The following is a 13,751-nucleotide window of genomic DNA, read 5'->3' as shown; positions in this document are numbered from 1 at the left end:
CAGCCGGAGGGGCAGAGCGGCCCCAGGGCCGCCCCCGTGCGGTTCGTCATGCGCGCGAACGCGAAGTCGGACAAGATGCGCCCGGCGTGCTGGCTCCCGACTCTCTCGTCCTCGACGGTCGCTTCCGAGTCCTCCGTCCGTTGGGCTCGGGCGGCATGGGGGAAGTGTACCTGGGTGAACAGGTCTCCTTGGGCCGCAAGGTGGCCATCAAGGTCCTTCACCACGACCTCAACGCCCAGCCCGGCATGGCCGAGCGCTTCAAGCGCGAGGCCCGCCTCCTCTCCGCCGTCGAGCACCCCGCCGTCGTCCACATCGTCGACTTCGGCGAGTCGGGAGATCACGCCTGCCTGGTGATGGAGTTCGTGGAGGGCGAGAGCCTCTACGACGTGCTCACCCGGGGGCCCATGCCGCCAGGGCGCGCGCTGCCGCTGCTCCACCAGCTCGCCGAGGGCCTGGCCGCCATCCACGACAAGGGCATCATCCACCGCGACCTGAAGCCGGAGAACGTCTTCATCTCCCCCGGCGCGCGCGGTGAGCAGGCGCGGCTGCTCGACTTCGGCATCGCGCGGCTCGTGGAGCCGGACGCGCAGAGCAACGTCAGCCAGGTGGGCGTGGTGCTCGGCACCCCCGAGTACCTGTCGCCGGAGCAGGCGGTGGGCGCGAAGGTGGACACGCGCAGCGACCTGTACACCTTCGGCGTGCTCATCTACCGGGTGCTCTCCGGGCGCCTGCCGTTCGACGGGCCCCAGGCGCGGCACTTCCTCGCGCAGCACGCCTCGCACGCGCCGCTGCCGTTGGACCGGGCCGCCCCGTCGCTGTCGCGCTACATCGGCCTGCTGTCGCTGGTGATGAAGCTCTTGGAGAAGAACCCGGCCAAGCGCACGCAGAGCGCGCACGAGCTGGCGGATGCCCTCGCCGCGGCCCACGCCTCGCTCTCCTCGCTGACGCCGGGGCTGGGCACGCCCGCCTACGTCGGGATGCCCGCCACCGTCACCTCACCCTCGGGCACGTCCGTCTTCGGCACGGGCGAGACGCCCGTGGTGGCCACGCCCGGTCCCACCGGGACCTCCGTGTTCGGCGGCGCGGAGGCTCCGGTGCCCGCCACGTCCCAGCGCATCAGTCAGGGGACGGCCGCGTACGGCGCGGTGGCCACCTCGGGCGCGCACAGTCTTCCGCCGGGCATGGTGCGCACGGGCACGGCGGCCTTCGGCACGCGGCCGTCGGGCGCGGGCCCGTCCCTGTCCGGCAGCAACTCGGTGGTGAAGCCGCAGAACCTGACGGTGATGCTCACCGACATCCAGGGCTTCACCGAGCGCACCAGCCGGCAGACGCACGAAGAGAACGCGCGGATGCTGGAGACGCATGACCGCCTGCTGATTCCGCTGGTGAAGGAGCACGACGGACGGCTGGTGCAGAAGCGCGGCGACGCGCTCCTGGTGGTGTTCCGCTCGCCCACCGCGGCGGTGCTGTGCGGCATGGCGATGCAGGACAAGCTGTGGCGCCACAACCAGTCGCTGCCCGACGGGGAGCGGCTGAACGTGCGCGTGTGTCTGCACGCGGGCGAGGTGCTGCTCACCGCCGACACCGTGCTGGGCGAGCCCATGGAGGTGGTGGAGACGGTGGAGCACGTCGCCGCCGCGGGTGAGGTCACCTTCACGGAGGCGGTGAACCTGGCGCGCAACCGCGCCGAGGCGGAGGTGGAGCCGTGTGGCTCCATTACCCTGCCCGGCCGCGAGGAGCAGCTCCAGCTGTACCGTTGCCTGCGGATGGCCGAGGGGCCGCCCTTCGGTGGCCGCTTCGAGAAGCAGAGCGCGCTCGCGGTGCACATCGCTCCGGCGCTGCGCAGGACGGGCGTGGCCTGGGCCTCGATGACCCAGCGGGCCCGTGAGCGGCTCCAGCGCGTGCGCGACTTCTCGCCCCGACAGTCGCTGCGAGTGGCGGGGCCGTGGTTGCGCGAGGAGCTGACGCCCGCGAAGTTGAAGGCACGCGCCCAGGCCACCGTGGCCCTGGCGCGCGCGAAGCCGAAGCACGCGGGTGCGGTGGTGGGGGTGCTCCTGCTGCTCGTCGCCGCGTGGGTGTGGCACTTGAATCGCCCCGCGGTGAAGGCCCTGTCGCTGTTGGAGGATGGCAGGACGGAGGAGGCGCTCGCGCTGCTGAACGCGACGTCGAACGAGGAGCAGAAGCAGGCCTCGGTGCGGCGTGCGCTCGCGGCGACGCACCACGCGCTCGGCAACCACGACAAGGAGCGGGTGCTGCTCGCCACGTTGGACGACGAGGGTCGCGCCGGCGTGGAGGACTCGATTCTGGACGGGCTCGCGGAGGACTACGGCCGCAAGGACTCCGACGAGTTGCGCAAGCTCTTGAGCAACATCCCCCGGGAGCGGGTGCGTCCGTACTTCATCGACCTGGTGGAGAGCGACTTCTCGCTCAAGCAGTGGGGAGCGGTGCGCTACCTGGACGCCGCGAAGGAGACGGACGGGTTCGACCTGGTCGAGGGCTACGCCAAGGCGCTGGAGGCCAAGGAGTGTGAGCTGCGCCGGCTCGCCGCGCGGAGGCTGGGCGTGCTGGGCAACATGGACGCCGTCCCCGCCCTCGTCCGCCTCGCGGAGCTGGAGGTCGGCAAGAGCGGAGACTGCGGTCAGGCCGAGGCGAACCGGGCCCTGCAGCGGCTGAACAAGAAGGGCGGCTGAAGGCCCGGGAATCCCGTCCCGGGCGCGGCGCGCGTCAGTCGTCGCGGTGGGCGTGCCCCTTCTTCTTGCCCTTGCCGCGACCGTGATGGTGGTGGTCGTCGTCATCCCAATCGTCGTCCCTGTCCCGGCGTGCCTTCACCTTCTCGTCCACCCTGAGCAGGTTGCGGGAGAAGGCGTCGTATTCGAGGTGCAGGTGGCCCCGGGCGCCCGGCGCCGAGGCCTCGAACTTCACCTTCCAGACATCGCGTCCGGTGCGGTGCGCCTCCTTGAGGCGGCAGTCATAGCGGCGCGAGCGACACTCCCCGAAGCCCCGGTCCACGGCCTCCTTGTAGGACATGGAGGACGGGCGGGGCGGAGGCCGCGAGGGACCGGGGCGCGGCTCGGAGCGCGAGTGCACGACACAGCCCGAGGCGAGCAACAGACCACCGACAAGCAGGGCGATTCTCATGCCCGACATGACGCAACAACCTCGCGGAGCTTCAAAGCCACGCGGGGTGCGGGATGTCGACTGGAAATCTACAGCCCCTCGGGAGACGCGTAGGAGTTGGTCCAACTAATATTCCACGACCACAGGTCGACGATGGGCTTCCGCGAACGGAAGCCAGCGCGAGGGCTCCGCATGCCGCCACGATGGGCGCTTCCTCTACTGCTCGTGATGCTGGCCGGATGCAGCGGCACCACGAAGTCCGTGCGCCTGCACACGGGCCACGGCGAGCCCACCATCCTCACCCCTACCAGCGGCGATGGCGCGCCAGTGGAGTTGGACGAAGACGACTTCGTTGAAGCCGTGGAAGCGCTAACCCAGAGCGTGCGGCCATCCCCCCATCCCCAGGATGCAGCCCGGCGGTTGTTCGAGGTGGGTTCGCGCAGCGGTGCGTACCTGTACGAGCCACGCGTTCATCGTGTCATCCCGCTGGGACCGGGCGCCCACCTGGAGGGCGAACCACCCACGACCGAGGTGGAACTGACGCGTGCCTACCTGCGCTGGTGCGAACGCTCGAACAAGCCCGGCGATTGTCTGCGCATCCTGGTGGAGACCTCCACTGTCACCGGCGATGGCCGTTACGCCCTGGCCATGGCCTTGGCACAGGGCGTCGTGTGGGAAGAGATGATGGATGCCTTCAAGGACCTGGCCGACCCACAGGCCGTGATGGCGGCGGTTCTCTGGACGTGGACCACGTACTGCATCCTGCTCGCGGTGCCCGAGCCTCTCTCGAAGGGCGTGGCCGCGGTGATGACCGCCTCGCTCATCGCCTATGTCGGGGTCGATACCTTCTGGAGCCTCATCGTGGGCTTCAAGCGATTGGTGGAGGAGGCAGAGCAGGCCACCACGTTCGACGAGCTACGCGAGGCGGGAGAGCGCTACGGCCAGGTCATGGGCCGCAACGCGGCGCGAGCGTTCGCCATGCTGGCCACCGCCGCCATTGGAAACACGGCGGCGGGCCTGGGGGCGAAGGTGCCAAAGTTTCCCGGCGCCTCGCAGGCGGCGGTGCAGGCCGAAGCCCAGCTGGGCATCAGGCTCGCGGCGGTCGCGGACGTCGGCACGGTGGCGGTGAGTGCGGAGACCGTCACCATCGCCCTCGCGCCCAACGCGGTGGCCATGGCGGCCGGCGGCAAGGGAGGCGGAGCCTCCGCGAAGACGCGTCCTACGGGCTACAAGGCCTGGGGCTCGTTCAGTGGATTCAAGAAGGCAATGGGCCCGGCGGGCCAGGACAAGCAGTGGCACCACATCGTCGAGCAGACCCCGGGCAATGTGACGCGCTTCGGCCCCCAGTCCCTCCACAACACCGAGAACATCATCCCCTTGAACAAGGACCTGCACACGGAGGTCAGCGCCCTCTACTCATCGATTCGCCATCCCATCACGCAGTCGTATACACAGACCGTGAGGCAGTGGCTGAGCACGCAGTCGTATGAGGCGCAGCGCGAGTTCGGACTGCTGGCCATCGAGAACGTGAGCAAGGGGCTCTGGTGATGACGCTGGAGGAACTGGTCGAGCGAATCGCGAAGAACGTCGCGGCCCAGACCGATGCCATCCGGCGAGGAGATGCCAGGACGGGCAACCGCCACGCCAAGCAGTACATCGCGGCGCTTCAGCAACTCCGAGCCCAGGGGAACGCAGGTCGAGAAGCCCTCACAGTCCTGCTGACGCATCCCCGCACGGACGTTCGCGCCATGGCGGCGGGCTTTCTGCTCCGCTACCGGACGGAAGAAGCCAAGGCCGTGTTGGAGGCGGCGGCGAAGGAAGGAGGCGTCGGTGCCCTCGACGCCATCATGACCCTGAAACACTGGGAGAACGGAACCTGGGCGCTGGACCCGGAGTAGCCACCACCGGAAATCTACAGCCCCTCGGGAGACGCGTAGGAGACGAAGAGCTCCCCCGTGACATAGGCGCGAGAGCCCTTGCTCGCCGGGCGCAGGAAGTCGTTCACCACGGGGCCCCCCTGGGAGAGCTGGTGCTTGTCCGGATGGGCCAGGTTCATGCGGCTGCGGGCCACGCCCTTGCTGCCTCGGTGGATGAAGGTGACGGTGCCGTCTTCTCCAATCGCCTCCACCACGCCGATGTGGGTCATCCCATCATTGCGGCGACCATCGCGGTTGCGGTCATACGTCTCGCGGAAGAAGACGAGGTCGCCCGGACGCGGCGCGTGCTGGTGCAGCCGGCCCCCCTGCGTCGCGCGGCGGAAGATGGCCGAGACGGCGTTCTCCCCCGCGAGGAAGCCGTGCGCCACCAAATCAATGCCCGCGGAGAGATACGCCAGCCGCACGAAGCCCGAGCAGTCGTTCGGCATCCCCCGGCTCACGCGCCCCAGGTTGCGCTCACCGACGAGCTGCATCGAGCGCGACACGATGAGCCGCGCCAGCTGCATCGGCGTGCGGTACGCCTCCCAGAACCCCGCGGAGTCCGTCGCCGGACTCGTGACCAGCGCGACGGCCTCCAGCGCGGCGGAGATGACCCCCGTCACCAGCGGCCGGGCCCTCTCCTCGGACATCACGGTGGCGACGACGGCCGGCGCACGCTCGCCGCGAGGTGCCTCCGCGACCACCGGTGCCACCATCTCGCTCGCGGACGCAGCCTCGGGGGCCACTGCCGGAGTCGTGTCGGACGCGGGCACCTGGGTGCCCTCCCCGGTGGACTCCGGCACTGAAGAAGGCATCACCTCCGGAGCGGTCCCGACGTCGCGGGACTTCACGGTGGCGCAGCCGATGAGGGCACACAGCGGAACGATGGCGAGCAGGCGAGGACTGGACAACCGACGACCCTCCAACAAAGGCGGCCGCATTCAATCCCACAGGTGGGGCCCGTCGCCAAGAACTCGAAGTGTCACCCCTCCCAGGTGGACAGCAGTGCGCGGACCCGCGTGTACCTCTGGAGGAGTGCGGCACGGTGGGCGCTGAGCATCACCATGGAGCCGATGACGAACAGGCCCATGATGAACAGCGAGGCGGCCGCGACGCGGTGGTCCCTCATGCCGAAGCGCACCAGGTTCGCCGCCACACACGTCACCAGGAACGCGGTGCCCAGGTACACGTAGGAGCGGATGCGCAACGCGATGCCGAAGCCCACGCCCACCACGCAGAGGAACACGCACAGGAGCATCGCCCCACCGTCGTCGAACATCAGCGGCTTCCACGCGCCGGCCACGTAGATGACGGTGACGGCCACCGCGCGCAGCCGCGCATACGTGTCCTGCTCGATGGCGCCCCGGAACACGCGCAGCAGCGCGAGCAGCGAGAGGCCCGCGGGGATGACGTAGAACTGCGGCTCGCCGTGCCCCGTGCCCTGCCACACCAGGAAGAGCGCGACGTTGAAGGCCACCACCGACGCGAGCGAGGCCGAGCCCCTGCGCGTCGGATGCGAGGCCAGCGCGGCGAAGTGCGCGGCGTGTCCCACCAGCAGCGCGGCCACCTGGAGCGGCTCGCCCCACGGCGCGGAGAGCAGGCCCGCCATCGGGAACAGGTACGCGCCCCACAAGGCGGGCCTCCGGAAGACCGTGAGCCCCGAGCCCTCGCGCTGCACGAAGAAGTACAGGCCCGTGAAGAGCGCGCCGCCCACCAGCGCCGCCAGGCTGTCTCCGGAGTTCGGCTGCGCTCCCATGCCGAGCATGCGCATGGACAGGTACCCCAGCGCGAGCACCGCCTGCGCCAGGAACGCGGCGGGCTCGTCCTCCTCCCGGGAGGCATGGCGCACCAGCGCGACGAGCAGCACCGCCAGCGCTCCGCACGCGACGAGCGCCTCGCGCAGCGCGTCCCCTTGCGGCCCCAGCAACCCCAGGCCGAACATCACCTCCATCAGCGCCACGACGGTGAAGCCCAGCCCCACGCCCCGACGCACCTCCCGGCCCGCCACGAACAGGGCGAGCGCGGCGAGCAGCCCGCTGAGCGCGCCCAGGTACGGGAGGATGAACTCCGAGCCACGCCCCGTGGAGAACACCGCGCCCAGGTGCATCATCACGCCATGCGCCGCCACGAGCGACGCCAGCCAGCCCGCCGCCTCGCGCTCGCTCCGGCGCCACACCACCGCCCACGCCGCCCCCAGACCGAACACGAAGCACAGCGGCGTCCCGATGTGCCGCAGGTCGCGCAGCGCCGACAGCGACATCAGCGCCAGCACCCAACCGCCATGGTGCAGGGCCGCGCCCACGCGCACCCCTCGCGCATCCAGGAACATGCCCGCCACGCACAGCGCCAGCCCCGCGCCACTGACAGCGGCGGGCACCCACACGAAGGGCACCGCCGCCACCAGCGACAACCCGAGCAGCACCGTGGCCACATTCGCCATCCACCGCTCGCGCGTCGCCATCAACACCAGCGACGTCACTCCGGCCCCCAGCGCCACGTGCGGCGCGAGCGCTCCAGGCCCCGTGGCCGCGAGCCTCGCCAGGAGCAGCAGCCCCAATACACCCGTGCTCCCTGCCCACAGGGGCTCGCTCCACGTGCCGCCCAGGCCGGGCATCAACCGCCCCACCCCCTTGTTGAGCGAGCGCTGCACGCTCCCCGACTGACAGAAGGCGGACAGCACGGCGGCGCCCAGCGCCAGCGCGACGATGGGCAGCCCCGCCTCGGGCCGCCACTCCAGGAAGTGGCGTGTCTCCGTCTGCCCCACGCACGCGAGCGCGAGTCCCAGGAGCGCCGGCACCAACAGCCAGCGCAGGGACAGGAGGAACGCGGACGCGGCCACCACACCCGCGAGGCCCGCGAGCCTCGACGGCGACGGGTCCTCCAGCACGGGCAGCGCAGCGATGACCAGCGCGGTGATGACGGAGACCTGACGCAGCTGCGCGTCCGGCGGACTGCGGAAGAAGGCCCAGAGCCTCGGCGCCACGTGGTGCTCGGCCAGCGCGAGCGCCAGCAGGAGGACCGTGACGATGGGCCGCGCCTCGGGAACGGTGATGAGCAGCAGCGAGGCGCCGCACACGCGCAGGAACGGCATGGGCCCGGGCATCAGCGCCAGCGAGGCCGTGAGGAAGTACACCGGCAGCGGCCCCATCCACGACGTCAGCAGCACCATCGGCGTGAGCAGCGCGAGGCTGACCTGCATGCCCAGCGACAGCCGGTTGCGGACCGCCACCTCGTTCGAGCGCAGCAACAGGGTGCTGAAGCCGGGCACATGCTCCACCGCCCGCGTCACGGCCAGCGACAAGAGCGGCAGCGCGAAGGCCCACGTGGGCGTGTCCCCACCCATCGCCAGGAAGCCCACGAAGGCGAAGGGCACACCGAGGCACGCGAAGAAGGGCTGACGCGTGGCGCGCGTCCACAATAGCGGCAGCGCCATGGCGCCCAGGGCCATCCAGGCGGGGGGCGCATCGTCCCAGCGCACCACCGTGGGGACCATCACCAGCGCGGAGGCCACCGTCGCCACCATCGCGAAGCGGCGGCCCCCCGCGCCCACCCGCAGCACCGCGGGGACCTCCTCGAGCACCGCGAGGACGGCGAGCACCGTGGCCAGGCCCAGCAGCGCCATGGGCCCCGTGGCGTACAGGCCGATGGCGGCATACAGCGCGGCCACGCCGACGCTGAGCGCGGCGGGCATGGCCCTCGCGGTGAGCAGCGCGGCGAAGGCCGTGGCGAGGATGAAGGTGTTCTCCTGCCAGGACTTCGCCTCCGCGACCGCGAGGAAGGGGAAGGTCCACGCCACGAGCGCCGCGACAGTGGTGCTCGGGCTGCGCCCCCAGCGCGCCGCGCTCAGTGAAGACCCCAGGGCCCAGAGGATGAACGCCCCCATGGACATCGCCGGCGTCATCAGCCCGCCCCAGGGTGAGAACGAGCGCCCCAGGTCCGGCAGCAGCGCGAAGGCCGCGATGAACACCGCCAGGGGCCGCGCGAGGGGGAGCGTGCGAGACACCACGGCGATGGCTCCGGCCGACAAGAGCATCACCACGCCCAGGCCACTCACGGTGCCGATGATTCCCGCCAGGAACCCGAAGAGCGCGTAGAAGACCGCCACCCCGCTCAGCTGCCGCAGCAGCCGGCCCCGCTCGGCGACGACGGCGAGCGCCAGCGCGACGAAGACCAGCGAGAAGGCCATCGCCGTGACGGACACCTGGAGCGCGAGCTTCGGCACCAGGGCGGCCGCCAGCAGGACGGCGTAGGCCACGACGTACGCGTTGCGCAGGCTCCACGCGATGACGAGCATGCTCGCGCCACACAGCACCGCGCCCGCCATCGGCGTGAAGCCGAAGTCGCTGAACAGCCCCATCAGGAAGCCGGCCGTGGCCAGCAATCCCCCCACGGGGGCCACCAGTGTCCGCGTGCGCGCGGTGCACACCAGGGACACGCCCGACAGTCCGAGCGCCAGCAATCCGGCCACCACGGACGCGGCCTCGACCGAGAGGACCTGGATGGCCAGCGGCGGCACCACCAGCATCAGCAGCGCGCCGACGACCTTCAGGTAGAAGCGGTCCACGAGCAGGCCGGTGCCCAGACACACCACCGACATGCCGAGCACGCTCCAGAGGGCCGGGCGCGCGTCGGGACCGGCGATTCCGTGGAAGGAGAAGAGGACGCCGGCCACGGCCGTGCAGCGCAGCAGCACCTCCGCGAAGGCGACGTCGCGCGCCTGTCCGGTGCGCTCACCGCGCCACAGCCGCGACACCGCGAGCACCACGCCCGCGAGCACGAAGGGCAGCGCCGTCAGCGCGCCGTACTGCACGGGCAGCCGCTCCGCGACGGGATAGCCGAGCGAGGCCTTGAGCGTGTCGAGCAGCCGCTTCAGCGGCCCCGGCACCAGCTGGCCGCTGGTGGCATACGAGAAGTAGAGCGCGGCATAGGCGGGATACACCCATGGCAGGCGATGGAGGGCGCCGCTCGCCAGCGACAGCAGCGTCCAGGTGATGACGGCGGCGGTGACGAAGAACGTGGGCGGCGGGGCACCGATGGCGGCGACCAGGCACATCGCCTGGAGGGAGACCACGCCCAGCGACAGCGTGTCCGTCGCGCGCTCGGCGGGCAGGGCACGGAAGCGATGGGCGGAGGCGAGCAGGAACGCGACGAAGGGCGCATAGAGGCCCGCGTCGGGCGGAGCCCCCGCGTGGACGAGCGCCAGGTGCAGGCGCACCGCGTAGGCGATGAGCAGGTACAGCGGCGCGGCGAGCGCGAAGGCCAGCGCGCTCCCTTCTCGAGGACTCGAAGGGGTGCGCGAGGACAGCAGGAAGAAGAGCACGCACGGCAGGAGGTTGAGCCACAGCGCGGCGCCCCCGAGCCTCGCGGCCAGCGGAGCCAGTCCCATCATCAAGATGCTGGCGACGAGCGAGGCCTGGACGAAGGGACGCGAGGGGGCATCGAAGGCCTCCGCGGGCTTGCGCACGAACCAGGCCGAGACTCCCGCCCAGACCAGCAGCGCCGGAGTGAGCCACCACGGCCCCAGGTTGCCGTCGCCGAACCCGGTGGGCGACAAGGCAATGCCCGCGAGGGGAGCCGCCGCCGAGCCGATGACCCCGAGGATGCGCCCCGGACCGCGCAGGGCCTCGCGCCGCCCGAGGACCGCGCCCATGATGGAGAAGAACGCGGAGGCCCCCGCCGTGGCCAGGAAGATGGCCACCGAGCGACTGACGGAGCTCATCCCGGCCCAACGCTCGAACACGAAGTAGAGCAGGCCCGAGAGGACGAGGAAGGCCCCGACGAACCACATGATGCTTTCGTAGAGGAACGGCTTCCACACGCGATTCCACGACGAGGCCTGCTCGACGAACCGGGCCGTCGGGCCCCCAGGCTGCGGCGCCTCGAACGACGGCGCGGAAGCGTCCTCGGGGAGCGGATGCGCCTCGGCGCCCGGTCCGGACACCCGAGCATGCGGCGACGCGCGAGCGCCTGGACGTCGCGTCGATGCCGCCCTCGCGGCGCGCTCGGCCTCACGCTTCGCCTCGTCTCTCGAAGCAGAGGAAGCACCTTCCGTACGCAACGCCGCCGATGTGCTCGACGCGTGCCCATCATCGGCACGCGACGCGGATTCACCCGAGCTCCACGTGCCGCTCGCATCTCGCGTCACGGAGGCATCCGGACGAGGTACGTACTCACCCTCGCCCCACGGCAGGCCCGTCTTCGGACGCTCCGAGCCCGGCGTGACCTCGCTCACACCGTGAGCGTCGCGCCCCACCGAGGCACCACTCGCCACCGACGCGTCCGCGCCAGGAACAGAATCACCCTCGCGCCACGACAGACCCGCCTGCGGATGCTCCGCGGCCACATCAGCGCCAGACGTGACACCCCTTGCGCCGTGGGCATCCTGAATCACCGAGGCGCCACTCGCCACGGACGCCTCCGCGCCCCAAGCTCCGTCCGCCTCCCGAGTCACCGCCTCGCCCGAGCGCTGCGAGGACGCCTCCGCGCCCCACGCTCCGCCCGCCTCCCGAATCACCGCCTCGCCCGAGCGCTGAGAAGACGCCTTCACCGCCTCGCCCGAGCGCTGCGAGGACGCCTCCGCGCCCCACGCTCCGCCCGCCTCCCGAATCACCGAAGCGCCGCTCGCCGTGGAATCTCCCGGGCCCCGCACGGACGGCTCCGCGGCATCGCGCGTCCCGGCCTCGCTCGACCGCCACGCGGCCTCCGCGGCAACCGTCTCCGCTCCCTGCACGAAGCCCGTCACGGGCAGCACCGTGGCCCCCGCGTGCACCCCATCCACATCGGGAACCACCGCGGGCCACTCACCGGGGCGCGAAGGCGCTCCGCCGCCAGCCGCCGCGGCGCCGTCCTCCGTGCGCGGCGGCGCCGCCCGATTCGCCGTCACCGGCGCCGGCGACTCGGCGAGCACGGAGAGGAGGATTCGGGCCTGACGCTCGTAGCGCTCGGACAGGAAGCGACGGACGTTGGGGGGAACCTCGGTGGCATCCCAGCGCGCCAGCTCGGACAGGAGGAAGTGGACGTGAGCGAGCTCCGCGTCCAGCTCGGAACGAGGCCGCGAGGTCATCGCCGTGCCACAGAGTGCGCACTGGTGGAACTGACCCAGGCGCTCCTGTCGGCAATCAGGGCAGTACATGAAGCTCCCCCTCTACAACGGACATGCCACCCAGAATGCCTGGGATATCCAGCGCGTGGAAAGCCGCCCCCTCATTCCAGGTGCGTCGTCCGGGTGGCACCTGTGCAGGCAGGTGCACAACGGGTGCACGCACTCCGACGCACCCGTCACGCCCGGAGTCCCCCTGGCCCCACCTCGCATTCCGTGGGAGCGTCCGCCCCCATGAGCAACGACGAGCTGACCCTGCGTCCCATCCGACCCACGGATGATGCCGCCGTGGCGGGCGTCATCCGCGCGGTGATGCCCGAGTTCGGAGCCGATGGTCCCGGCTTCGCCATCCACGACCCCGAGGTTGACACCATGAGCACCGCCTACGCGCGCCCGCGCCACGCGTACTTCGTGGTGGAGCGCGCGGGCCGCGTCATCGGTGGCGGCGGCATCGCCCCGCTGGAGGGCGGAGACCCGGGCGTGTGCGAGCTGCGCAAGATGTACTTCCTCCCCGAGGCGCGTGGCCTGGGAGCGGGCGAGCGCATGCTGCGCCGCTGTCTCGACTTCGCGCGCGAGGCAGGCTTCCAGCGCTGCTACCTGGAGACGCTCGCCTCCATGACACAGGCGCAGAAGCTCTACCGCCGCCTCGGCTTCGAGCCACTCTGCGCCCCCCTGGGAAGCACGGGCCACTTCGGCTGCGACCACTGGTACGCGCTGGACCTCACGAAGCCCGCGAGCTGAAGCGCCCCCGCCCCCCTGCCCTGCCACCGTCCCCTGAGCCCCTTCGGGTCAGTGCTCCTCCCTGTCCCCATCTTCTCGGACAAGGAGGGGGACTGAATGGCGGGAAGAGGACCCAAGCCTCCCGGACGCCGCAGGGCACCGTCACCGACGAGCGCGAGGACCGTGAGGGCACGGCCCGAAGCAGCCGTGGTCTCCGAGCCCGCGCCCCGCCCGGACAAGGTCCCCTTCGACATCGACGACGTGCTCGCGCGCGTGCGTCACACGGTGCGCGACTTCGCGGACGCGGCGATGTTCGCGCTGTCCGCCCGGGGCCACGACAGCCTCTTCGAGCAGCTCGTCGCCTGCATCCTCTCCATCCGCACCCTGGATGAAGTCAGCCTGCCCGCGGCGCTCCGGCTGCTCGAGCGCGCCTCCACACCCAAGGCCCTCGCGCGCCTGGGCACCGCCGCCATCGACGCACTCATCCGCCCCGTCACCTTCCACGAAGCCAAGGCCCATCAACTCCACGCCATCGCCGTGCGCACGCGGGACGAGTTCGCGGGCACCCTGCCCTGCGATGCCCGTGTCCTCCAGTCCTTCAAGGGCGTGGGCCCCAAGTGCGCGCACCTGGCGCTCGGCATCGCCTGCGGGCACGAGGCCATCAGCGTGGACATCCACGTGCACCGTGTGACGAACCGCTGGGGCTACGTGAAGGCCACCACGCCCGAGGCGACCATGGCCGCGCTCGAGACCCAGCTCCCGCGCAGGTACTGGGTGGAGCTCAACCGCCTGCTGGTACCCTTCGGCAAGCACGTGTGCACGGGCTCGCGCCCCAGGTGCTCCACGTGCCCGGTGCTCAGCGCCTGCCGGCAGGTCGGCGTGACGAACCCTCGCTGACG

Annotated in this window: 8 protein-coding genes; 5 read left to right on the top strand and 3 right to left on the bottom strand. The window is 71.2% G+C overall.

Annotation, left to right across the window (positions count from 1 at the left end):
- The first annotated feature begins 86 nt into the window (after positions 1-86).
- A complete protein-coding gene (locus VZQ01_RS26145; RefSeq protein ID WP_426744978.1) occupies positions 87-2,690 on the top strand; it encodes a protein kinase domain-containing protein in 2,604 nt (867 codons plus the stop codon).
- A 34-nt stretch (positions 2,691-2,724) separates the two neighbouring features.
- Here VZQ01_RS26145 and VZQ01_RS26140 read toward each other — a convergent pair whose 3' ends face one another.
- Complete coding sequence (locus VZQ01_RS26140; protein ID WP_223747095.1) at positions 2,725-3,147, bottom strand: hypothetical protein; 423 nt, start codon at positions 3,145-3,147, stop codon at positions 2,725-2,727.
- A gap of 162 nt (positions 3,148-3,309) precedes the next feature.
- On the opposite strand from VZQ01_RS26140, the gene sitA5 reads away from it, so the two are divergent.
- Positions 3,310-4,665 carry a SitA5 family polymorphic toxin gene (gene sitA5, locus VZQ01_RS26135; RefSeq protein WP_223747094.1) on the top strand — a complete coding sequence of 452 codons (1,356 nt, stop codon included), beginning with the start codon at positions 3,310-3,312 and terminating at the stop codon, positions 4,663-4,665.
- The gene (locus VZQ01_RS26130; RefSeq protein WP_141324046.1) at positions 4,665-5,015 is read left to right on the top strand and encodes a DUF2019 domain-containing protein; all 351 of its coding nucleotides are present in this window, start codon (positions 4,665-4,667) and stop codon (positions 5,013-5,015) included. Before sitA5 ends, VZQ01_RS26130 begins: the two co-directional genes overlap by 1 nt.
- A 14-nt stretch (positions 5,016-5,029) precedes the next feature.
- On the opposite strand, the gene VZQ01_RS26125 is transcribed toward VZQ01_RS26130, so the two are convergent.
- Positions 5,030-5,944: an NlpC/P60 family protein gene (locus VZQ01_RS26125; protein WP_426744977.1), complete on the bottom strand. Its 915-nt coding sequence runs from the start codon at positions 5,942-5,944 to the stop codon at positions 5,030-5,032.
- 71 nt (positions 5,945-6,015) lie between these two features.
- Positions 6,016-12,165: a hypothetical protein gene (locus VZQ01_RS26120; protein ID WP_426744976.1), complete on the bottom strand. Its 6,150-nt coding sequence runs from the start codon at positions 12,163-12,165 to the stop codon at positions 6,016-6,018.
- Positions 12,166-12,366: 201 nt separating this feature from the next.
- Between VZQ01_RS26120 and VZQ01_RS26115 the strand changes: the two genes are divergently transcribed.
- Both VZQ01_RS26115 and VZQ01_RS26110 read left to right on the top strand, forming a co-directional pair.
- Positions 12,367-12,873: a GNAT family N-acetyltransferase gene (locus VZQ01_RS26115; RefSeq protein WP_223747092.1), complete on the top strand. Its 507-nt coding sequence runs from the start codon at positions 12,367-12,369 to the stop codon at positions 12,871-12,873.
- Positions 12,874-13,035: 162 nt separating this feature from the next.
- Positions 13,036-13,749, top strand: a complete 714-nt coding sequence (locus VZQ01_RS26110; protein WP_426744975.1) for an endonuclease III domain-containing protein — start codon at positions 13,036-13,038, stop codon at positions 13,747-13,749.
- Positions 13,750-13,751 lie beyond the last annotated feature (2 nt).

Source organism: Myxococcus faecalis, from assembly GCF_050039385.1.
GTDB classification, from domain to species: Bacteria; Myxococcota; Myxococcia; order Myxococcales; family Myxococcaceae; genus Myxococcus; species Myxococcus fulvus.
This window is presented reverse-complemented; position numbering and strand designations above follow the sequence as displayed.